General features: G+C 45.9%; 16 protein-coding genes and 1 other RNA gene. All 17 read left to right on the forward strand.

What is annotated here, in order from left to right; all coding sequences use genetic code 11:
• The first annotated feature begins 427 nt into the window (after positions 1-427).
• Positions 428-1453 (forward strand): sugar-binding domain-containing protein, encoded by a 1026-nt coding sequence (locus MKY59_RS00910; protein ID WP_236420378.1) that lies wholly within the window; start codon positions 428-430, stop codon positions 1451-1453.
• Positions 1454-1563: 110 nt separating this feature from the next.
• The gene (gene gap, locus MKY59_RS00915; RefSeq protein WP_236420377.1) at positions 1564-2571 is read left to right on the forward strand and encodes a type I glyceraldehyde-3-phosphate dehydrogenase; all 1008 of its coding nucleotides are present in this window, start codon (positions 1564-1566) and stop codon (positions 2569-2571) included.
• Positions 2572-2723: 152 nt separating this feature from the next.
• Entirely contained in the window at positions 2724-3905 is a 1182-nt protein-coding gene (locus MKY59_RS00920; RefSeq protein ID WP_236420376.1) for a phosphoglycerate kinase, read from the forward strand.
• A 33-nt stretch (positions 3906-3938) separates the two neighbouring features.
• Positions 3939-4691, forward strand: a complete 753-nt coding sequence (gene tpiA / locus MKY59_RS00925; RefSeq protein WP_339275531.1) for a triose-phosphate isomerase — start codon at positions 3939-3941, stop codon at positions 4689-4691.
• Between the two features lies 1 nt (position 4692).
• On the forward strand, positions 4693-6237 hold the full coding sequence (gene gpmI / locus MKY59_RS00930) for a 2,3-bisphosphoglycerate-independent phosphoglycerate mutase (RefSeq protein WP_236420374.1): 1545 nt from the start codon (positions 4693-4695) through the stop codon (positions 6235-6237).
• A gap of 225 nt (positions 6238-6462) precedes the next feature.
• A complete protein-coding gene (gene eno, locus MKY59_RS00935; RefSeq protein WP_236420373.1) occupies positions 6463-7749 on the forward strand; it encodes a phosphopyruvate hydratase in 1287 nt (428 codons plus the stop codon).
• A gap of 184 nt (positions 7750-7933) precedes the next feature.
• Positions 7934-8167, forward strand: a complete 234-nt coding sequence (gene secG, locus MKY59_RS00940; protein ID WP_236420372.1) for a preprotein translocase subunit SecG — start codon at positions 7934-7936, stop codon at positions 8165-8167.
• 528 nt (positions 8168-8695) lie between these two features.
• Positions 8696-11422 carry a ribonuclease R gene (gene rnr, locus MKY59_RS00945; protein ID WP_339275532.1) on the forward strand — a complete coding sequence of 909 codons (2727 nt, stop codon included), beginning with the start codon at positions 8696-8698 and terminating at the stop codon, positions 11420-11422.
• 285 nt (positions 11423-11707) lie between these two features.
• Positions 11708-12190, forward strand: a complete 483-nt coding sequence (gene smpB / locus MKY59_RS00950; protein ID WP_236420370.1) for an SsrA-binding protein SmpB — start codon at positions 11708-11710, stop codon at positions 12188-12190.
• A 296-nt stretch (positions 12191-12486) separates the two neighbouring features.
• Positions 12487-12851: a transfer-messenger RNA gene (gene ssrA / locus MKY59_RS00955) on the forward strand.
• 253 nt (positions 12852-13104) lie between these two features.
• Complete coding sequence (locus MKY59_RS00960) at positions 13105-14610, forward strand: class I SAM-dependent DNA methyltransferase (RefSeq protein WP_339275534.1); 1506 nt, start codon at positions 13105-13107, stop codon at positions 14608-14610.
• Positions 14603-15751, forward strand: a complete 1149-nt coding sequence (locus MKY59_RS00965) for a restriction endonuclease subunit S (protein WP_339275536.1) — start codon at positions 14603-14605, stop codon at positions 15749-15751. Before MKY59_RS00960 ends, MKY59_RS00965 begins: the two co-directional genes overlap by 8 nt.
• Before the next feature lie 23 nt (positions 15752-15774).
• Positions 15775-19143, forward strand: a complete 3369-nt coding sequence (locus MKY59_RS00970) for a DEAD/DEAH box helicase family protein (protein WP_339275538.1) — start codon at positions 15775-15777, stop codon at positions 19141-19143.
• A 359-nt stretch (positions 19144-19502) separates the two neighbouring features.
• Positions 19503-20408 carry an ABC transporter ATP-binding protein gene (locus MKY59_RS00975; RefSeq protein WP_339275540.1) on the forward strand — a complete coding sequence of 302 codons (906 nt, stop codon included), beginning with the start codon at positions 19503-19505 and terminating at the stop codon, positions 20406-20408.
• A 26-nt stretch (positions 20409-20434) separates the two neighbouring features.
• Positions 20435-21178: an ABC transporter permease gene (locus MKY59_RS00980; protein ID WP_339275542.1), complete on the forward strand. Its 744-nt coding sequence runs from the start codon at positions 20435-20437 to the stop codon at positions 21176-21178.
• Positions 21179-22351 carry a sensor histidine kinase gene (locus MKY59_RS00985; RefSeq protein WP_339275544.1) on the forward strand — a complete coding sequence of 391 codons (1173 nt, stop codon included), beginning with the start codon at positions 21179-21181 and terminating at the stop codon, positions 22349-22351.
• Positions 22352-22957, forward strand: coding sequence for a response regulator transcription factor (locus MKY59_RS00990; RefSeq protein ID WP_339275545.1), 606 nt, complete (start codon positions 22352-22354; stop codon positions 22955-22957).
• Positions 22958-22971 lie beyond the last annotated feature (14 nt).

The raw sequence follows: 22971 nt of genomic DNA on the forward strand, positions 1-22971 counted from the left end.
AAATATGTGACAGCAATAATGATTATAGCTCATGACCCAATCAATTGCAAGCAGATGATTCGAAAGAAATCGTTTGGAATGTGCCGAAAATGATCATGCTGAAAATATGCGGATAAAGAACTGCTTTCGGTACATGCTATAAGAGGTTTGTTGATGTGCGGTCTCCTGGTTTGCAGGGGCGATATATAGATGGGAAAGCAGCCGATCTTCTATATATAGTATGCCGAATGCGGACTACAAGTTGCCGTGGCAGGATTGTGAAAAATTGCGCGTGAAAATGCCCTGAAACGGGATGAAATGGGCCTTTGAAACACTTGCATGTCGCGTCAGTTTTAGGTAGAATATACGTGGGACTTAAAAAGTTAACCCGGGACATTTTAGGGCCATGATATGAGCTTGGAACGAGAAGCTTGCGGGAGTGGAAAGCATGCGAAAGATTTTAGAAGTGCAAAAGCAGCTTCTGCCTGATCTCATGGATGTCTTGAAGAAGAGGTATACGATTCTCCACCAGATCATGTTATCGGATGTGATCGGACGAAGAACGTTAGCCAATTCCATGCAGATGACCGAGCGGGTTCTGAGAGCTGAGACCGATCTGTTGAAGGCTCAGGGACTAATTGAAATCGACAGCGCGGGGATGAAGATCAGCGAGGCGGGGCTTGAGTTGCTGCAGCAATTGGAGCCGGTAGCCAAAGAGCTGTTCGGATTGTCCGAACTGGAAGAACGCATCATGCAAGCCTACGGTCTGCAAAAGGTAGTCGTCGTTCCCGGCGATTCGGATGCCTCACCGCTGGCCAAGCGGGAATTGGGCAAGGCCGGAGCGAAAGCGCTGAGCAGTGTTATGAACGATAATGATGTTGTAGCTGTCACGGGCGGCTCAACGACGGCCGAAGTTGCGGAGCAATTGACGCTGCCGACCTCACTCAAAGGCGTCTGGTTCGTGCCTGCGCGGGGCGGGCTGGGAGAAAGCCTTGAAATTCAGGCCAATACGATTGCATCCACGATGGCAAAGCGGGCGGGAGCGCAATACAAACTCCTGCATGTACCGGATTTGCTAAGTGATCACGCCTATGAATCGCTGATTCAGGACCCGAGCGTGCAAGAGATTCTGCAGCTGATCCGCAAATCGCGGATAGTCATTCACGGAATCGGCGATGCCGTGGAGATGGCGCGGAGGCGCAAGCTTGCACCGGAGATCTTGGAAGAGCTCAAGGAGCAAGGGGCAGTATCCGAATCTTACGGTTATTACTTCAACGATCAGGGTGAAGTGGTACATACCATGCTCACTCTGGGCATGCGGCTGCAGGATATCGAAAGGACGGACGTGGTCATCGGCATTGCGGGCGGCGCCAGCAAGGCAGCTGCCATTCATTCGGTGCTCCGGTTCGGCCAGGAAGATATTCTGATCATCGACGAGGCCGCGGCGAAAGTCATCGTCGCCGAGTTGGACTGATTGCTTTTCCTAGTCGTATCGTAATTCAGTTGTCTTGACGGACCTCACCGTCTGTCTTGAATATATAAAGCTTCATACAAAACTAATCAAAACTTGGGAGGAACTTACTCATGATTAAAGTAGGTATTAACGGTTTTGGACGTATCGGTCGTTTGGCATTCCGCCGCATTCAAAATGTAGAAGGCATCGAAGTTGTAGCAATCAACGACTTGACTGACGCTAAAATGCTCGCGCATTTGCTTAAATATGATACAACTCAAGGTCGTTTCGACGGCGAAGTTGAAGTACACGACGGTTTCTTCAAAGTGAACGGCAAAGAAGTTAAAGTTATCGCTAACCGTAACCCAGAAGAACTGCCTTGGGGCGACCTGGGCGTAGACATCGTTCTGGAATGTACTGGTTTCTTCACAACAAAAGAAGCTGCTGAGAAACACCTTAAAGGCGGCGCTAAAAAAGTGGTTATCTCCGCACCAGCTACTGGCGACATGAAAACCATCGTTTACAACGTAAACCATGACATCCTCGACGGTACTGAAACTGTAATCTCCGGCGCATCTTGCACAACAAACTGCCTGGCTCCTATGGCAAAAACACTGCAAGACAAATTCGGAATCGTTCAAGGTTTGATGACTACAATCCACGCTTACACTGGCGACCAAAACACGCTGGATGCTCCGCACCCTAAAGGTGACTTCCGTCGTGCTCGCGCAGCGGCTGAAAACATCATTCCTAACACAACTGGTGCTGCTAAAGCAATCGGTCTGGTTATCCCTGAACTGCAAGGCAAATTGGATGGTGCAGCTCAACGCGTACCAACACCAACAGGTTCCCTGACTGAGCTGGTAACGGTTCTGGAGAAAAAAGTAACGGCTGAAGAAGTTAACGCAGCAATGAAAGAAGCTTCCGATCCGCAAACTTTCGGATACACAGAAGACGAAATCGTATCTTCCGACATCGTGGGCATTACTTTCGGTTCCCTGTTCGATGCAACTCAAACTAAAGTTCTGACTGTGGGCGACCAACAACTGGTTAAAACTGTAGCTTGGTACGACAACGAAATGTCCTACACAGCTCAATTGGTTCGCACATTGGAGCACTTTGCAAAAATGATCAAGTAATATCTGCATCATCATAGAGCGGAAACAGAGCTATTGTTGTTTCCGCTCTTTATCTATCAACCTTTTGCAAATTTCTCAAAAACACCGGCATGAACAGGGCTATTCTGGCCCCATGATCATGCACAAAATACATGGGTGCGGAGGAACGACCAATGAACAAAAAAAGTGTACGCGATATCGAATTGAACGGTAAAAAGGTATTTGTACGTGTAGATTTCAATGTGCCGCTCGAAGATGGTAAAATTACAGATGACAAACGTATTCGCGAAACCCTGCCTACGATCAACTACTTGATCGAAAAAGGCGCAAAGGTTATTTTGGCGAGCCACCTGGGACGTCCAAAAGGCGAAGTTGTCGAGTCCATGCGTCTGACTCCGGCTGCCGAGCGCTTGTCCGAACTGCTGGGCAAACCGGTAGTCAAAGCTGACGATTCGATCGGTGAAGCTGTAAAAGCGCAAGTTGCCGAACTGAAAAACGGCGACGTTCTGCTGCTTGAAAACGTGCGTTTCCACGCTGGCGAAGAGAAAAACGATCCGGAATTGGCAAAAGCGTTTGCCGAGCTGGCTGACGTATTCGTCAACGATGCATTTGGCGCGGCGCACAGAGCACACGCTTCCACAGAAGGCATCGCTCACCTGCTGCCAGCCGTATCCGGCTTGCTGATGGAGAAAGAACTGGAGGTTTTGGGTAAAGCATTGTCCAACCCTGACCGTCCTTTCACGGCGATTATCGGCGGTTCCAAAGTAAAAGACAAAATCGATGTCATCGACAACCTGCTTAACATCGCAGACAACGTAATCATCGGTGGCGGCCTGTCCTACACATTCATGAAGGCACAAGGCTTTGAAGTGGGTCAATCCCTGCTCGACGAGTCCAAACTGGACGTTGCTCTGGGCTTCATCGAAAAAGCAAAAAAACTGGGCAAAAACTTCTACCTGCCGGTGGATATCGTGATCTCCGATGACTTCAGCGCAAATGCTAACACTAAGATCGTTGAAGTAGGCGACATCCCTGCGGATTGGGAAGGAATCGACATCGGTCCTAAAACGCGCGAGATTTACGCTGACGTAATCAAAAACTCCAAACTCGTTGTTTGGAACGGACCAATGGGCGTATTTGAAATCGAGCCATTCTCCCACGGTACTCGTGCGGTAGCGGAAGCATGCGCAACAACAGACGCTTACACTGTAATCGGTGGCGGAGACTCTGCTGCAGCGGCTGAGAAATTCAAGCTGGCTGACAAAATGGACCACATCTCCACAGGTGGCGGTGCCTCCCTCGAATTCATGGAAGGCAAACAGCTTCCAGGCGTAGTTGCATTAAACGACAAGTAAGCTTTAAGCTATAGCATGAAGGAGTTGAAACAGATGAGAACACCAATTATCGCAGGTAACTGGAAAATGTTCAAAACGGTTTCCGAGTCTACTGACTTCATTCAGGAAGTCAAAGGCAAAGCAGAGGTTGATGGCGTTGAAACGGTCATTTGTGCGCCTTTTACCAATCTGCCAGCCCTCGTCGAAGCCGTTAAAGGAACAAACATCAAAATCGGTGCCCAAAACCTTCACTTCGAAGACAACGGCGCATTCACAGGCGAAATCAGCGGCGTTATGCTGAAAGACCTCGGCGTGGACTATGTGATCATCGGCCACTCGGAGCGTCGTCAATATTTCGCGGAAACTGATGAAACTGTTAACAAAAAGATGCATGCAGCATTCCGTCACGGATTGACTCCAATCTTCTGCCTTGGTGAGACGCTTGAAGAGCGCGAAGCGGATCAAACGAAAGACGTTTGCAAAGTGCAAACCGAAGCTGCTTTTGCAGGTCTTTCCGCTGAGCAAGCAGCTCAAGTGGTTATCGCTTATGAGCCAATCTGGGCGATCGGTACGGGCAAATCCTCCACTTCCCAAGATGCGAATGAAGTTATTGCTTACATCCGCAGCCTCGTGAAGGATCTGTACAACGAGACGGTTGCTGATGCAGTCCGCATTCAATACGGCGGCAGCGTTAAACCTGAGAACGTAACAGAATACCTCGGACAAAGCGACATCGATGGTGCGCTCGTTGGCGGTGCCAGCCTGCAGCCAGCTTCGTTTATCGCGCTTGTTGAGGGGGCGAAGTAAGATGACAGCACCAAAACCGGTAGCATTGATCATCATGGACGGTTTCGGACTCCGTAACACGGTGGAAGGTAATGCCGTGGCACAAGCTAACAAACCGAACTATGACAAATACATGAGCAAATACCCTCACACCACGCTTACCGCTTGCGGCGAAGCTGTTGGTTTGCCTGAAGGGCAAATGGGTAACTCCGAGGTAGGCCATTTGAATATCGGTGCAGGCCGCATCGTATATCAAGACTTGACCCGGATTTCGAAGTCCATTCGCGAAGGCGAGTTTTTCGAAAACGAAACGCTCGTCAAAGCAGTGCGCGAAGCAAAGCAAAACGGCAAAAAACTGCACCTGTATGGCCTGTTGTCCGATGGCGGCGTACATAGCCACATCGATCACCTGTTTGCCATGCTGGACCTGGCCAAAAAAGAAGGAATGAATGACGTGTACATTCATGCTTTCATGGATGGTCGCGACGTTATGCCGGATAGCGGTAAAGACTTCATGAAAAAACTGATCGCCAAAATCGAAGAGGTTGGTATCGGACAGATCGCAACGGTCCAAGGCCGTTATTATGCGATGGACCGCGACAAACGTTGGGAGCGCGTGGAGAAATCCTATCGTGCCATCGTTTATGGCGAAGGTCCGCAGTATACTGACCCGCTCAAAGCGGTCGAAGAATCGTACGAAAAATCCGTGTTCGACGAATTCGTTGAACCAACGGTCATCGTCAAAGCGGACGGTCAACCGGTAGGTCTCGTGGAAAGCGGCGACTCCGTCGTATTCCTCAACTTCCGTCCTGACCGCGCGATCCAGTTGTCGCAGGTATTCACCAACAAGGATTTCCGCGGTTTCGATCGTGGACCGAAATTCCCTGAAGGCCTGCACTTTGTGTGCTTGACATTGTTCAGCGAGACAGTGGATGGTTTTGTGGCTTACGAGCCGAAAAACTTGGACAACACGCTGGGCGAAGTTCTCGTACAGCAAGGCAAAAAACAGCTGCGCATTGCAGAAACCGAAAAATATCCTCACGTAACGTTCTTCTTCAGCGGCGGCCGCGATGTGGAGCTTCCAGGCGAAACTCGCGTGCTGATCAACTCGCCGAAGGTCGCAACATACGACCTGAAGCCGGAGATGAGCGCTTATGAAGTGGCTGACGCAGCGGTGCGTGAGATTGAATCGGATAAACACGATGCGATCATCCTGAACTTTGCCAACCCTGACATGGTCGGACACTCCGGTTTGCTGGAGCCTACCATCAAGGCGGTTGAAGCGACAGATGAATGCATGGGCCGCGTCGTTGAAGCTGTTCTTGCCAAAGGCGGCGTTGTGCTGATCACGGCTGACCATGGTAACGCGGATATGGTATTTGACGAGCAGGGACGTCCGTTCACTGCACATACAACCAATCCGGTTCCGTTCATCGTAACGGACGAAAACGTAACGCTGCGCGAAGGCGGAATTTTGGCGGATATCGCGCCAACGATTCTCGACCTGATGCAGCTGCCAAAACCGGAAGAAATGACGGGAACATCCGTCATCGCTGCCCGCAAGTAATTTTTCTATGAGACGTGTGAAGTTTGCACAATGAACGGAGGAAGCAGAAATAGCCTGGAGAAGCGAAGCGGTCGCCTTTATCACATGATTTCAACTTATGAAAATAAGTTCAAAGAAATCAGGGGATAATTAGCGATCGGAAGGCGATTCTGCGGACGTAGTGAATCAGTGCAAACGTAAGTGGGTCCCAAATAAAAATTCCAACTACAAAGGAGATTATCACTCATGACTATCATTTCTGACGTGTACGCTCGCGAGGTCCTCGATTCCCGCGGTAACCCTACTGTTGAGGTTGAAGTATATCTGGAGTCCGGCGCAATCGGACGCGCTATCGTTCCATCCGGTGCTTCCACTGGTGCCCACGAAGCTGTTGAGCTTCGCGATGGCGACAAATCCCGTTACATGGGTAAAGGCGTTCTGCAAGCTGTTAAGAACGTAAACGAAATCATTGCTCCAGAAGTAATCGGCATGGACGCTCTGGATCAACTGGGTATCGACAAATTGATGATCACTTTGGATGGTACGCCAAACAAAGGAAAATTGGGTGCTAACGCAATCCTGGCTGTATCCATGGCTGTAGCTCGCGCGGCTGCCGATGCTCTGGACCTGCCATTGTACGTATACCTGGGCGGATTCAACGCTAAAGCACTTCCAGTACCAATGATGAACATCATCAACGGTGGTGAGCATGCTGACAACAACATCGACGTTCAAGAGTTCATGGTTCTTCCTGTTGGAGCACCAAGCTTCAAAGAAGCTCTTCGCGTAGGCGCAGAAATCTTCCACAACCTGAAATCCGTACTGAGCTCCAAAGGCCTGAACACAGCTGTAGGTGACGAAGGCGGCTTCGCACCGAACCTGAAGTCCAACGAAGAAGCAATCACGACAATCATCGAAGCTATTGAAAAAGCAGGTTACAAACCAGGCGTTGACGTATTCCTGGGTATGGACGTAGCTTCCACTGAGTTCTACAAAGATGGTAAATACACATTGGCTGGCGAAGGCAAATCCTACACTTCCGCTGAGTATGTTGACCTTCTGGCTTCTTGGGTTGATAAATACCCAATCATCACGATCGAAGACGGTATGTCCGAAGACGACTGGGAAGGTTGGAAATTGCTCACTGAGAAATTGGGTGACAAAGTACAACTCGTTGGTGACGACTTGTTCGTAACGAACACTGAGCGTCTGGCTCAAGGTATCGAAAAAGGAATCGGTAACTCCATCCTGATCAAAGTGAACCAAATCGGTACATTGACTGAAACGTTCGATGCGATCGAAATGGCTAAACGTGCAGGATACACAGCGGTTATCTCCCACCGTTCCGGTGAGTCCGAAGATAGCACAATCGCTGACATCGCGGTTGCTACTAACGCTGGACAAATCAAAACAGGTGCACCTTCCCGTACAGACCGTATCGCGAAGTACAACCAATTGCTCCGCATCGAAGACCAACTGGGCGAATTGGCTCAATACAATGGTCTCAAAGGTTTCTACAACCTCAAAAAATAAGTTGTCTTGCGACAACTCCAGGGCAAGCCGGGTCACCGGCTTGCCTGTTTTTGTTCACCGAACAGTGCTCAGCAGCAGGATCGCTTGGGCTTATCCACTTGTGTCGCGCGATTAGCTATGCTACAATTAAACTAACTGTTTTTATGTTGAGATGTTATGCCCACAGGAGTAGGAGGTGGAAAGAATGGATATAGCTTTGAAATTGCTGCTCGTTGTGTTTTCGATCGGTCTGATCACTGTTGTATTGCTGCAGCACGGGAAAAGCGCAGGTCTGGCGGGTGCCATCTCCGGTGGTGCGGAACATCTTTTCGGTAAAACGAAAGCGCGCGGACTCGATCTTTTCTTGCAACGTGCAACGATTGTATTTGGTGCAGGATTCATGATTCTTGCTGTTGCGGTAACGTTTATTTTGAAATAAGAAGTAGACTTGCTGTAAGTTAGGCAATGGACGATTGAATGACAAAACCTTCGTTTCGACAGGAACGGAGGTTTTTTTGTAACCATCGTTAGTGGAATTTTTTTCTTGAACCTGCGTCTATACAGTGGTTTAGTGTTATTAATGCTGAACTTTTCAAAAGATCCGATCCCCTGTGTTGGGTGAGCGCTCCTTTTATTTCCCTCCGCACGCTCTTATCGTATTCCCCGCTTAACATGTATCGACCGAATTTATGTTGATCATGGTTTTTCGTTGATGTACCATCGTTTGTGAATATTTTGGTGACCATGATAGTTTGCAGTCAGCTATGCAGGATGTAACCGCTTTGAATGCACAACGGCAGGACGGGGTTAATTTTGCGGAGCACGGATGGGCCGGATTAAATTCGTGTATACTAGGGTATGTGATAAGTGAGGACAACTGCTCGAATTGCATAAAATCCGCGAGGATTCCGATACATACAATAAAGCAAAACAGATTACACTCTTATGTTTCCCGAGGTGAAAATTAATGATTACTGAACAACAACTGCTCGACTTCATGCGGGAAACCGCTTATAAACCGATGACTTATCAGGAGCTGGAACAGCACTTTCAGATCGAGGACGCGGCTGATTTCAAGGATTTTCTGGTTATGCTGAACAAGCTGGAGGATTCCGGGCAAATTTTGCTTACGCGCAGTAACCGATATGGCGTGCCGGAACGCATGAATTTGGTGCGGGGACGTCTGCAGGCCCATGCCAAAGGGTTTGCGTTCCTGATTCCGGAAGATAAAGATCACCCGGATGTATACATTCATGCCAACGATATGAAAAGTGCAATGAACGGAGATATCGTATTGGTCAAAGTAACGTCTCAGGGACCGGCTGGGGGACGTTTGGAGGGCGAGATCATCCGGATCGTGACACGTGCGATTACACAGGTGGTTGGCGTGTTCCAAAGCCAAGAAGTATATGGATTTGTTATTCCGGATGATAAAAGAATCAATCGCGACATTTTCATTCCCCGCACCAATTTCGGCGGAGCCGTTGATGGGCAGAAGGTTGTCGCCAAAATTGTAAGCTACCCGGAAGGCCGTGCTGCGGCAGAGGGCGAGATTATCGAAGTTCTTGGCCATAAAGACGATCCGGGCATCGACATTTTGTCGGTCATTCGCAAACATCAGCTGCCGGAGGCTTTTCCAGACGAAGTGATGGAGGAAGCGGAGAACGCGCCGGAAACCATTACGGACGAAGAGATTTTGCAGCAGGGACGCCGCGATTTGCGTGGTCTCAACATCGTGACGATCGACGGCGAGGATGCCAAAGATTTGGATGATGCAGTCAACGTGGAAAGACTTCCTAACGGCAATTACCGCTTAGGTGTTCATATCGCCGATGTCGGATATTACGTGCGCGAAAATTCCAAGCTGGATCAGGAAGCCTACAACCGCGGATGCAGCGTGTATTTGGTGGACCGGGTCATTCCGATGCTGCCGCATCGCCTGTCCAACGGGATTTGCAGCTTGAACCCGCAGGTAGATCGCTTGACGCTTTCGTGCGAAATGGAATTCAACGACCAGATGAAGGTTGTGAAGCATGACATATTCACGAGCGTCATCAAGACGAAGGAACGCATGACATATAAGAACGTGCGCAAAATCCTGGAGGGGGAAGATCCCGAGCTGCTTGAACGCTACAAGGATTTGGTGGACGATTTTCATTTGATGAAGGAACTCGCACTGAAGCTGCGCGGAATGCGCATGAAACGCGGCGCGGTGGATTTCGACTTTGAGGAATCCAAAATCATCGTCAACGAAGAGGGCAAGCCGGTTGATATCGTGAAACGCGAACGCTCCATTGCCGAGCAAATCATCGAGGAATTCATGCTGGCTGCCAATGAAACGGTGGCAGAGCATTTCCACTGGCTGAAGGTACCGTTTATCTATCGCGTGCACGAAGATCCGGATCAGGAGAAGCTGCAGAACTTTCTGGCTTTTGCGGCCAATTTCGGACATCATGTCAAAGGCCGCGGCAATTCGATTCATCCTCGCGCGCTCCAGTCGCTGCTCGAGGACATCCAGGGCACGAAGGAGCAAACGGTCATCAGCACGATGATGCTTCGTTCAATGAAACAGGCGAAGTACGATGCGGAAATGTCGGGACATTTCGGTCTCGCGGCCGAATACTACAGCCATTTCACGTCTCCGATTCGGCGTTATCCCGATCTGGTCATTCACCGGGTCATTCGCGAGGTCATCGAAAACGGGGGGATGCTGCCGGAAAACCGTCAAGAGCATCTGGCTGCACGCATGCCGGACATTGCCCAACAGTCATCCGAACGCGAACGCGTAGCGGTCGAGGCCGAGCGGGATACGGAGAAAATGAAGAAAGCCGAATACATGCTCGACAAAGTCGGCGAGGAATTCGACGGCATCATCAGCAGCGTAACCAGCTTTGGCATGTTCATTGAACTGGAAAACACAGTGGAAGGTCTCATTCGCCTCAGTGCCCTGACGGACGATTATTACCATTTTGACGACCAGCATATGGCCTTGATCGGAGAGCGCACTTCCAAGGTATTCCGCATCGGGGATGAAGCTAAAATCCGCGTTGCGCGCGTCAACATGGATGAGTATACGATCGACTTCGAGATGGTGGACATGAAACCACGGCGCGAACGTGACAGCTCCTTTGGCGGACGTGGCGCTGGCGGCAAAGGCGGACGCGGCGGAGGCAAGGGAGGTTCCTTTGGATCCGGCGGATCGCGAGGAGGCAAAGGCGACTTCTCGGGTAAAAACGGCGGCAAACGGCGTGGCGGCTCCAAATCGGCAGAGTCTGGCCGGAAGGGTGGCGGCGTAGAGGCTGGCGGTGTTTCCGGCAAAGGCGGCGGTAAGCCGAGAGGAGAGCGTCATTCTACAGCGGAAACGAACGGTGGAGCAGCCCGGAGCGCGAATGCCGGAGCGGTAAGTTTCAGTTTTGGTTCGGGTAAAGGCGGATACAGCTCACCTTCGCTGACGACGGAAGGTGGCAGCGGTTCAAGCGAACGCAGCTTCAAGAAATCCGGCAAAGCCGGCGGCAAGAACGGCAAAGCAAGCGGCGGCCGCAAGAAGAAAACGTCGCCGAGCGGCATCTTCATCGGTGAAGCGGCAACGCCGGGAAGCGTGCAGGAAGGTGATGCGCCGCGGCGCAAGCGCAAGAAAAACAAAGGGGCAGCGAACAACGGGACGGCTGCGTTTGTACGCAAAAATAAAAAGTGATAAGTGAGCCGGGCAGATTCTGCTTTAAGTGGGCGGTAATGCTTTAGAATGCTTGGTAAGACTTAGAGATCGACGCGGTTGTTGACAGCTTGTTGTTGGATAGAGAGAAACGGCTGTCCAATCGTGAAGGATCAGGTTAAGGGGAGGCGATGAAAGCCTCCTCTTTCTTGATTTTAACCGTCATACTTGCTAAAATTAAGGTCTGACCCGTGGTTTTTTAGGCGTAATTGGACGCATTGATCCTGGTTGGATACCGGGGTATTTTTATGAAGAAGGAGTGAGTACATGGGCAAGAATGATGGACAGAACAAAGTGCTTGCACAGAACAAGAAGGCTTCCCATGACTACTTCATTGAAGATACGTATGAAGCGGGCATGGTGCTCACCGGAACGGAGATCAAATCTATTCGCAACGGACGTTCCAACATTAGCGATGCATTTGCCACAATCCGTAACGGCGAAATCCACATTCATAACATGCACATCAGCCCATTTGAACAAGGCAATCGGCATAACCCGTCCGATCCGACACGCACGCGCAAGCTGCTGCTGCACAAATCGCAGATTCATAAGCTGCTCGGTTTGTCCAAACAGGAAGGATACAGCATCGTGCCTTTGAAGATTTACATCCGTAACGGCTATGCGAAGCTGCTGCTTGGATTGGGTAAAGGGAAGAAGCAATACGACAAACGCGAATCGGCTGCGAAACGGGATGCTCAACGCGATATTCAACGGGCATTGCGCGAGAAGCAGAAGGTGGCTCGTTAACAGGTTAAGCGTGCCGCGCCTCTGGCAAACTTTACTTCTTTTTTCGGAAGCGGTATAATGATGAAACGAGTTTCTTGCACTGGTGAGATTGGATAAGCCTGCACATGGTGCGGCGGCCAAATGGATCGCTTTCCAGCAATCTGCACTAGAGCGGTGCTCACTGCTGTGGTAACATAATAAATGTAGCCAGCAGGAATGCCGAGATTCAAAGAGCATGCTTTTCACCTTGGAGGGAAAAGACATGCAGCACCTTTGCTCCGTATTCACGGATTAATCCAGGAGCCCTTCTTAATTGAGGGGGCGTTTATGGATTCGACGGGGATAGTTCGAGCATGGGTAGCGGGTAGTGGGGACGCGTCCGCTTCATCAACGCTAAAGCCAATTAACTGGCAAACAACAAAACAACTACGCTTTCGCAGCTTAATAACCTGTGAGCGTGCTCTCGCTCTGTATCGCCCATGTACCGGGATGAGGGCTCAACTTTAGTGGGATACGCTGTCACATCTCCGCCTGGGGTGTGCTGAAGAAGACAATCAGGCTGACCTTTGACGAAGCCGGTTACGGGGCGTCGGCTTAGGTGACATCAAAACTGTGACTACACCCGTAGAAGCTTATGTGGCGTTATCTTCGGACAGGGGTTCGACTCCCCTCGCCTCCATTCTCAAAACCCGCTCTGTGAGCGGGTTTTATTTATTATTATTGAGTGAAGAAATGTAATTTGGATGTAGAAACAACAAGGATTCGTCAAGGACTTGTTCCAAGAAGAACTAAAGCTGAAAATGGACTATAACAGATTTTTACATAGTACAAGATGATTGATTATGATCAAATGGCACTGGTCACACATTTAGTTTAAAATAGATCGTAAGAGAAGGTGTCCGCAATAGGTACCTTACTATAATGGGGGTTACAACTTGATTACAGGTGAGATCAAAAACAAGATCGATATTATATGGACAACATTATGGACAGAGGGAAATACAAACCCTTTAACAAATATTGAGCAATTAACATACTTACTCTTCATTAAAGGCCTAGATGAAGGCGAACTTAAGAAAGAAAACGAAGCGGAATTTTTAGGGCTTGAATATAAAGGGATTTTCTCGGAAATGCCAGCAGACTTCAATGAAGTGCAAAAGAAACACTGGCCAATGATGCGTTGGACACAGTTTAAGAACTTACCAGCCCAAGAGATGTATGAAGTAATGGTGAGTACGATTTTCCCATTCATCAAAACGTTAGGTGGTAAAGAAGAATCTGCATTCTCAAAGTACATGAAAGATGCAATGTTCCAAATTAATAAGCCTGCTACATTACAAAAAGTAGTAACAGCACTTGACAGCATCCCGATGGAAGAGCGTGATACAAAAGGGGACATTTACGAGTACTTATTATCGAAGCTACAACAAGCGGGTACAAATGGTCAATTCCGTACACCACGTCATATCATCAATATGATGGTAGAACTCATGAAGCCGTCACCAGAAGATATCATTATTGATCCGGCAATGGGTTCAGCGGGTTTCCTTGTTTCAGCAAGTGAATATTTACGAAAGAACCATCAAGACTTATTTTTAGTACAAGGGTTAAATGAGCATTTCCACAACCACATGTTCTATGGTAACGATATGGATACAACGATGTTACGTATTGGGGCTATGAACATGATGTTGCACGGGGTAGACGCTCCAAATATTGATTATCGTGATTCACTATCTGAGGAAAATAAAGATGAGGAGAAGTACACATTAGTACTAGCGAATCCACCATTTAAAGGATCTTTAGACTATGATGCGGTATCGAATGACTTATTAAAAGTAGCGAAAACGAAGAAAACAGAGCTACTATTCTTATCACTAATTTTACGAGTGTTAAAGGCTGGTGGACGTGCTGCTGTGATCGTACCGGATGGTGTATTGTTCGGTAGCTCCAATGCGCATAAGGCTATTCGTAAAGAAATTATTGATAACAATAAATTAGAAGCGATCATTTCAATGCCAAGTGGCGTATTTAAGCCGTACGCAGGAGTTTCAACAGGGATTATGATTTTCACGAAAACAGGTACAGGTGGAACGGATCACGTATGGTTCTATGATATGAAGGCTGATGGGTATTCATTAGATGATAAACGCGTTCCAATTGAAGCGAATGATATTGAAGATGTTATTGCACGTTTCAGTAACTTACAAGGCGAAGCAGAGCGGAAACATACAGAGCAATCATTCTTTGTGCCAGTGGATGAGATTCGTGAGCAAGGGTATGATTTGTCGATTAATAAATATAAAGAGGTTGAGTATGAGGAAGTTAAATATGAAAGTCCAATTGTACTTCTAAAGAACATTTATAATTTAGAAGATGAAATTCAAAAAGAGCTAGGAAATTTAATGGATCTATTGAAGGAACGTGATTTAAATGTTTAAGATGGAATATTTGTCGGATATTACGAATAACTTAGATAATTTGAGAAAACCATTAAATGCTCAAGAAAGGGAGTTAATTCGAAAATATAAAACCTATCCATATTGTGGAGCTAATGGTGTATTAGAATATGTAGATGAATTTATTTTTGATGAAAAAATTCTTTGTATCGCAGAAGATGGAGGGGAATGGGGATATAATCAAAAGTGCACTTATATTATGAACGAACCTTGTTGGGTTAATAACCATGCTCATGTTTTGACAGCTAAAGACAAAGTGAGTCTCGAATACTTATCTATATATTTAAATTTTATTGATTTAAATAAATTTATTACTGGGACAACAAGAGGTAAGTTAACTAAGAGTGCTTTAGAAATGATCCAAATTCCATTACCTTCATATACAAAACAAATTGAAATAGTTTCCTTGTTACAAAAAGTAAAAGATATAATACAAAAACGCGAATCCCAAATAACAGCATTAGATGAATTAACACAAAGTTTGTTTTTAGAGATGTTTGGAGATCCAAGAGCAAACGATTTGAATTGGGAAATAGGTACAATTAATGATTTAACAGAAAGTACTCAATATGGTTCAAGCCAAAAAGCAAGTGAAAGTGAAGGTAAATATCCGATTTTAAGGATGAATAATATTGATTATAGTGGAAATTGGGATTTTACTAGTTTGAAATTTATTGATTTAAGTGAAGGAGAGCTAGAGAAGTATACAGTTAGACCAGGAGATATTTTATTTAACAGAACAAATAGTAAAGAACTGGTAGGGAAAACGGCAGTTTTTAATGAAGAAGAAACTTATGCTTACGCAGGATATCTTATTCGATTAAGGGTTAATGAAAGAGCAAACCCTGAATTTGTTTCAAATTACTTAAATTCTAAGTATGGTAAAAGCATTTTATTAAATAAAGCAAAAAGTATTGTTGGTATGGCTAATATCAATGCACAAGAATTAAAAACTATTCCAATTTATCTACCACCTAAAGAATTACAAGATGAGTTTGGACATAAAAAGCGTGCTATATTGGAAAAGAAGAAAATTTTATTAAATGCTCATAAAGAAATGGAGAATCTATACAATTCCCTACTCCAAAAAGCCTTCAAAGGCGAACTCTTCCAAGAACAATAACTATCTCGCTAGGAGATGAGTATATGTTGAATTTCGACTTTTTAAAGGAGAAACAGTCATTCACTAGCTTTGCCAATGCCTGTTTTGAAGCGGAAAAGGCGATGCAGGTTAGCCCAGCCACGGTTGCGATTTTATCGCGCCGTGCGCTCGAACTTGCGGTGAAGTGGGTATATCAGTTTGATAATGATGTGAGAATACCCTATCAGGATAACCTCTCAAGCTTGATTCATAATCGTCACTTTTTGGGCATCATTGATGAAGAACTGTTGCCAATGATGAAATATGTGGTGAAGCTTGGTAATGCAGCTGTACATACGAATGTGGCAATTACTCGTGATGAAGCGGTGTTGTCTTTACATAATTTACATCAGTTTGTAGCATGGATTGATTATTGTTACGCAGAGGAATATACCGCTTCCACGTTTGATGAGGCGTTACTGTATAATGCAGTGTACAAGCGAGAGCGTCCAGAGGAATTAAGCGACTTATATGACAAGCTAAGTGCTAAGGATCAGTCACTTGAAGAGCTTCGTAAGCAAAATGAAGAGCTCCGTGCACAACTAACGGCTAATCGTGTAGAGTCACAACGAGATTACGATTTTGATGTCGATACGATTTCAGAGTTTGAAACGCGTAAACGTTATATCGATTTAGACTTAAAGTTAGCTGGCTGGGAAATTGGCAAAAATGTTGAGGTGGAATATCCGGTAACAGGCATGCCGAATGCAAAAGGCGAAGGTTACATAGATTATGTGTTACGCGCTACGAACGGTAAAGTTTTGGCTATTGTTGAAGCGAAACGCACTTCACGTGACCCCAAAGAAGGACGTAACCAAGCAAAACTGTATGCGGATTGTATGGAGCAGATGCAGGGTTTACGGCCAGTCATCTTTTATACCAACGGCTTTGAAACGCATATTTGGTATGACCGCTATGCAGCACGTAAAGTATCAGGCTTTTATACACAAGATGAGCTGCAATTGTTAATCGACCGTCGCCACATGAAGCAGCCTTTAAAGAATATTGAAATCAACGATGATATTACAAACCGTTACTATCAAAAAGAGGCAATTCTAGCGCTTTGTGATACGTTCAGTAACAACCAACGAAAGGGCCTGCTCGTAATGGCCACTGGCAGTGGTAAAACACGTACAGTGATCTCATTAGTCGATGTGTTAACGAAGTATTATTGGGTGAAAAATGTCCTGTTTCTTGCGGATCGCACATCATTAGTGAAGCAAGCATTCCGTAATTTCAACACACTTCTTCCGAATTTATCATTAAGCAATATGCTTGAGAAGAATTCGAATCCAGAAGCTGCTCGTATGGTGTTCTCGACATATCCAACGATGATGAACGCGATTGATGAAGTGAAGCGTAAGGACGGCAATCGTTTATTTACGATAGGGCATTTCGATTTAATTATTATTGACGAATCACACCGTTCAATCTATCAGAAGTATAAAAGCATTTTCGATTATTTCGATGGGATGCTTGTCGGTTTAACTGCAACGCCAAAGGATGAACTTGATAAGAATACGTACACGATTTTTGATTTAGAAAACGGCGTACCGACCTTTGCCTATGAATTAGCGACGGCTGTAGAGGATGGCTACTTAGTTGATTATCGCACGCGAGAAACAACGTTGAAAATTCTAGATGATGGTATTCGTTATGATGATTTATCCGAGGACGAAAAAGAAGAATTTGAAGAGATTTTTGAAGATGAACCGCAAGTAAGGGATATTGATAGCTCAGCCATTAATCATTTTGTATTTAACAAGAACACAATTGATCACGTGTTAAATGACTTAATGGAATATGGCTTGAAGGTCGAAGGTGGGGACAAGTTAGGGAAGACTATTATTTTCGTCAAAAACCACAAGCATGCGATGGCCATTAAAGAACGCTTCGATTTGAAATTCCCTGAATACGATGGTAATTTTGCTGAAGTAATCGACTATAGTGTGGAATATTATCAGACGCTTATTGATGACTTCTCAACTCCGGACAAGATGCCACAAATTGCAATTTCGGTTGATATGCTAGATACTGGAATTGATGTGCCTGATGTATTAAACTTAGTCTTCTTCAAAAAGGTGCGCTCGAAAACGAAGTTCTGGCAGATGGTCGGTCGCGGAACACGTCTCCGTAAAGACTTATTTGGACCAGGATTGGATAAGGGCTACTTCTTAATATTTGATTATTTAAGAAATTTTGAATATTTCCGTGTGAATGAAAAAGGTGAAGAGGTCAAAATAACTCAAACATTAACGGAAAGGCTATTTAACACAAAGGTTGACATTGTACGTGAATTACAATCGCTTCAATATCAAGAAGCACCGTTTATATCTTATCGAGAACAGCTGTTGAAGGAAATCGTATCGGACGTTCGAGCATTAAATGATGAGAATTTCCGAGTGCGCCAATACTTACAATATGTGCACAGGTATCAAAATGAGGAGACCTGGCAAGCGTTATCGGTCGTGCAGACCAATGAAGTGAAAGAAAACATTTCACCGTTAATTACACCGATTGAAGATGATGAGTTAGCCAAACGCTTTGATCTGTTAATGCTGACGATTGAATTAGCAAGTTTGCAGTCAAATAATGCCACAAAGCCAATTCGCCGAGTGATTGATACTGCCGAAGCACTTTCAAAACTAGGGACAATTCCACAAGTATTAGCACAAAAAGATGTGATTGATGATGTACGAACGATGGAATTCTGGGAAGAGGCTTCGCTTGCTGACCTAGAAAGGGTACGTATTGCACTACGTGATCTAATTCGCTATATTGAGCGTTCGAATCAGAAAATCTACTACACGGATTTCCAAGATGAAGTGTTAACTGTTGCAGAAAATGCGTCGATTTATAATGTGAATGACTTACAAAGCTATCGAAAAAAGGTAGAGCATTACTTAAAAGAGCATCAACATGAGGATACATTAGCGATTTATAAGCTGCGTAACAACAAACCATTAACGAAGCAAGATGTGGAATACTTAGAGCAAATTTTGTGGAGTGAACTTGGTTCCAAAGAACAGTACGAAAAAGATTATGGCGATACCCCGGTAACAATGCTCGTTCGTAAAATCGTAGGTCTTGACCGCCAAGCCGCTGTTGAAGCATTTTCAACGTTTATTTCTGAACAGAATTTGAACTTACAACAAACGAAATTCGTTGAGTTGATTATTGATTATATCGTTAAGAATGGCACATTAGAACGCCAAGCATTGCAGCAAGATCCGTTTAGTTCAGTAGGTGGGATCATGGTTGTGTTCAAGGACCAGCTTCCAAAGGCTCGAGGAATTTTAGATATCATCGATCATATTAACCGTAATGCGGAGGATATTTCTAAGGACTATTCACAAAGTCCTTTTGCATATTAGGTAAATCCTTGTTTATATGATGACGTCAATCGTATTTTTGCAAAGCCGTGGTTCGCCTCCATTAGAGTCAAGAAACCATCAACCAGTAATCTGGTAGGTGGTTTTTTGCTGTGTTCGATTAAAAGTGTAAAATCCGTAGCTATAAGTTTGCAAAGCAAGACACCTCACTCAAAGAGTGTCAAATGCACGTTTTGCTGAAGAAGGACCTCTAGAGGTCCTTCTTTTTTGCTGTCGCTCTTTATTTTCTGACATTTGTCATAACCGGCTTGTGACAACCCACACTAATTGAATCTCGCGCTTTTTCAATATAATGAGGACATCAGGTAACGAAAGAAAAAATTAGCGGAGGTCAGGACAAAATGACAAAAGCCATTGAATGTATAAATCTAGTAAAGAAATTCGGCGATTACTGCGCTGTTGATCATATGAATCTGTCGTTTGAGAAAGGTCAAATAACAGCATTGCTCGGACCGAATGGGGCGGGTAAGACAACAACCATTTCTATGATCCTCGGAATGATCAAGCCAACATCAGGAGAAGTCAGGGTCTTGGGGGTTCCGTCTGGAACAAAGGAATTACGGCAGCGCGTCGGAGCGCTTATGCAGGATGTTAAAGCAGCAGATGGACTTACGGTGAAAGAAGTGCTTCAATTGTTCCGCAGTTATTATCGTAATCCGATGTCGCTCGAGCGATTGTTAGATATTTCGGGTCTCCACGCGGATCAGAAACGACGCGCATCCTCGCTGTCTGGAGGACAACGCCGTAGATTAGCTTTCGCCCAAAGCTTGGCGGGAAATCCAGAGCTTCTCCTGCTTGATGAACCAACCGTCGGAATGGATATCGAGGCTCGTGGCCGCTTTTGGGACACCATCCAAGCGCTAGCAAGTGACGGACGTACGGTGCTCTTAACTACACATCATTTAGATGAAGCGGATGCTGTCGCAGATCACATCGCAGTCATCACCAGTGGACAGGTTGTTGCGGAAGGGACTCCAGCACGTTTAAAGGCTCAAACAGCACTTAGAACCGTTTCATTTCGAGCGGCGAACGCGCCAGCTGAGCAGGAATGGCTCACATTACCTGGTGTAGAAAAGGCAGAATGCAACGGCGAGCGAATTCGCCTATATGCTCAAGAGACCGATGTATTGTTACTTAAACTGATGCAGTCTGAATGGGGAATTTCCGATATTGATATACAATCGGCCAGCTTAGAAGATACATTCCGAAGTCTTACAGGCTCAAATAAACAAGCGATTATACGATAAAAAAACATTTTTAGGAGGAGACAGCTATGTTACATATGTTTGTTGCCCAGACCAAAGCAGAAAGTTTGCGAATTATCCGCAGTCCATTTTTCTTACTTTTCTCCATTGCGATGCCGCTTGCTTTCTACTTTTTATTTGCGAGTATGAATGGGGTAGATAAATCGATTCAATCCACAACTTGGGGCGTCTTTTCATTAATGTCAATGACTGCATTCAGTTTGATTGGTACAGCCGTATCTCAATTCGGTATCCGTCTATCGTTCGAGCATCAAGACGGGTGGGTACGCCTGTTGAAGCTGACTCCACTATCTCCTGCAGTCTGGATTGGGAGCAAAATTGTATCGCAAATGGCTGTTCACTTGATCGTCATTGTGGTTATATTTTTATCTGCTGGCCTTGTTCATGATATACAATTGACAGCCGGGCAATGGATTTCATGCGGATTATGGTTATGGATCGGGAGCATATCTTTTCTGGCGCTTGGTGCATTGTTAGGAACGCTTAAAAATGCGAATACCTCCGTTGCCATCGGAAATGTATTACAGATGGGACTTGCCATTGTGGGAGGGCTTTGGATGCCGCTTAGTACTTTGCCAAGTTGGATGGGCTCGGTCGGGGAATGGCTTCCATCTCACCGTTATGCCAATGGGGCATGGAATATGATCGCCGGGAAAAATCCAGCAAGTATTGATTTCATAATCTTGACAGGATGCGGTCTCTTCTTTATGCTACTATCAATCTATATATATAATCGACGGGATGCGGTCTAATTGAATAGAGAAAAGTGGCGTCTCTTTCCAAAATCGGAAGGGGTCGCTCCTTATATTTTGTTAACAAATTTAATGATACCCATGTACTTTTTACTTTATGAGCCATCAAGTATACAGTGGCTTGGCTTTGTTCTGTTAGGCATATTCGTTCTATCGTTTCGACAATCCTACTTTTATACAAAGTGGGCCACGCCAATATTGATCGTTCAGGTGGGAATACTTCTAATTTTAGCAGGTGTATTTCACCCTATGTATACGTTTATAGGTTTTATGATAGCTGCTCCGCTGAGCAAACAAAAGCTGCCGATATTACTCTCCATAACGATCATTTTCACTGTGGCTATGGGATTTATCGCTGTTCCTTACTTGGAACGGATGGGCAGCCTAGTATGGATAGGGCTGGTGCCTATGTTTGGCATCTGTATTCTGCCGTATATTATTCGAACTTCGACTCGCTTTCAACAGAAGTCTGCGCGGCTGCGGGCAGAAACGGCTGAACGAATGGCACAGCAGGAGGAGCGCCAGCGGATCGCGCGTGAATTACATGATACGTTGGGACATACGCTGTCATTAATTGCACTAAAAGGGGAGGTCGTTGAGAAATTGGTCAATCGTAACCCCGAGAGAGCGATCGAAGAGGCTCGTGAAATACGAGAAACGGCACGCGCAGCCTTGAAACAAATGCGTGAATTGGTTACGGAGATGAAAGTTACTTACTTCGCTGATGAATATAAGCATGCTGTATCGTTATGTTCAGCTGCAGGCATACCGCTTTTATTTCAATATCAATCGATTTCAGATCCCAGACCTTCTAATGTAGGGACGGAGGACGCTTTAGTAAACAGTCAGCTTCCTTTAACACCCTTGCAGGAGACGATTTTGGCGATGTGTTTTCGCGAGACGATTACAAATGTGGTTCGACATAGCCGAGCAACAAGTTGCAACGTTCTTCTCGACATTCAGGAAGGGGAGGTTCGTGTATCTGTACGTGATGACGGTATTGGGGCAGATACGGAACAATTCTATACTAGCAGTAATGGCCTCGCCGGATTACGGCAACGGTTGGTTATGATCGACGGACGTATGTCGCTGTCTTCGTCCCCAGGCAAGGGGACGGAAGTCACCTTACATATACCTAGGGTAATACGAAATGAAAAGGTAGGTAGAGCTTAGATGATTCGTATTGTTTTGGCAGAAGATCAAAAGTTATTAAGGGGAGCGCTGGCAACGTTACTCTCGTTAGAAGATGATATTGAAGTAGTCGGTCAAGCTGAAAATGGGGAAGAAGTGATGTCCATGATCCAGCAATATGAACCAGATGTAGCTGTTCTGGATATTGAGATGCCACTGAAAACCGGGTTAGATATTGCGGAATTGATTCAAAAAAATAAGTCCGCTTGTCGTGTCATCATCTTGACGACATTCGCGCGTCCCGGATATTTCCAGCGGGCGATGCAGGCAGGAGTTTATGGATATCTACTTAAAGATACGGGCAGCGATGAACTGGCTGATGCGATTCGTCGGGTCCATGATGGGAAACGTGTCATCAATTCGGAATTATCCCTCGCGGCATGGGATGATCCATGTCCATTATCACCCAGGGAGCGTGAAGTCATGAAGTTGGCTGCCCAAGGCTTAGTTCTTCAAGATATTGGAGCACAGCTGTTTCTATCCTATGGAACGGTACGGAACTACATGTCCGACGCGATTGGGAAGCTCGGGGCAAATACACGGATCGAGGCAATAGATATCGCGCGCAGCAAGGGATGGCTGGATTGAGGAGAACTGCGAGG

This window comes from Paenibacillus sp. FSL W8-0426, assembly GCF_037969725.1.
GTDB lineage: Bacteria > Bacillota > Bacilli > Paenibacillales > Paenibacillaceae > Paenibacillus > Paenibacillus hubeiensis.

Coding starts and splice junctions, on each gene's coding strand:
- MKY59_RS00910 (WP_236420378.1), top strand. CDS start 428: ATGCGAAAGATTTTAGAAGTGCAAAAGCAGCTTCTGCCTGATCTCATG.
- gap (WP_236420377.1), top strand. CDS start 1,564: ATGATTAAAGTAGGTATTAACGGTTTTGGACGTATCGGTCGTTTGGCA.
- MKY59_RS00920 (WP_236420376.1), top strand. CDS start 2,724: ATGAACAAAAAAAGTGTACGCGATATCGAATTGAACGGTAAAAAGGTA.
- tpiA (WP_339275531.1), top strand. CDS start 3,939: ATGAGAACACCAATTATCGCAGGTAACTGGAAAATGTTCAAAACGGTT.
- gpmI (WP_236420374.1), top strand. CDS start 4,693: ATGACAGCACCAAAACCGGTAGCATTGATCATCATGGACGGTTTCGGA.
- eno (WP_236420373.1), top strand. CDS start 6,463: ATGACTATCATTTCTGACGTGTACGCTCGCGAGGTCCTCGATTCCCGC.
- secG (WP_236420372.1), top strand. CDS start 7,934: ATGGATATAGCTTTGAAATTGCTGCTCGTTGTGTTTTCGATCGGTCTG.
- rnr (WP_339275532.1), top strand. CDS start 8,696: ATGATTACTGAACAACAACTGCTCGACTTCATGCGGGAAACCGCTTAT.
- smpB (WP_236420370.1), top strand. CDS start 11,708: ATGGGCAAGAATGATGGACAGAACAAAGTGCTTGCACAGAACAAGAAG.
- MKY59_RS00965 (WP_339275536.1), top strand. CDS start 14,603: ATGTTTAAGATGGAATATTTGTCGGATATTACGAATAACTTAGATAAT.
- MKY59_RS00970 (WP_339275538.1), top strand. CDS start 15,775: ATGTTGAATTTCGACTTTTTAAAGGAGAAACAGTCATTCACTAGCTTT.
- MKY59_RS00975 (WP_339275540.1), top strand. CDS start 19,503: ATGACAAAAGCCATTGAATGTATAAATCTAGTAAAGAAATTCGGCGAT.
- MKY59_RS00980 (WP_339275542.1), top strand. CDS start 20,435: ATGTTACATATGTTTGTTGCCCAGACCAAAGCAGAAAGTTTGCGAATT.
- MKY59_RS00990 (WP_339275545.1), top strand. CDS start 22,352: ATGATTCGTATTGTTTTGGCAGAAGATCAAAAGTTATTAAGGGGAGCG.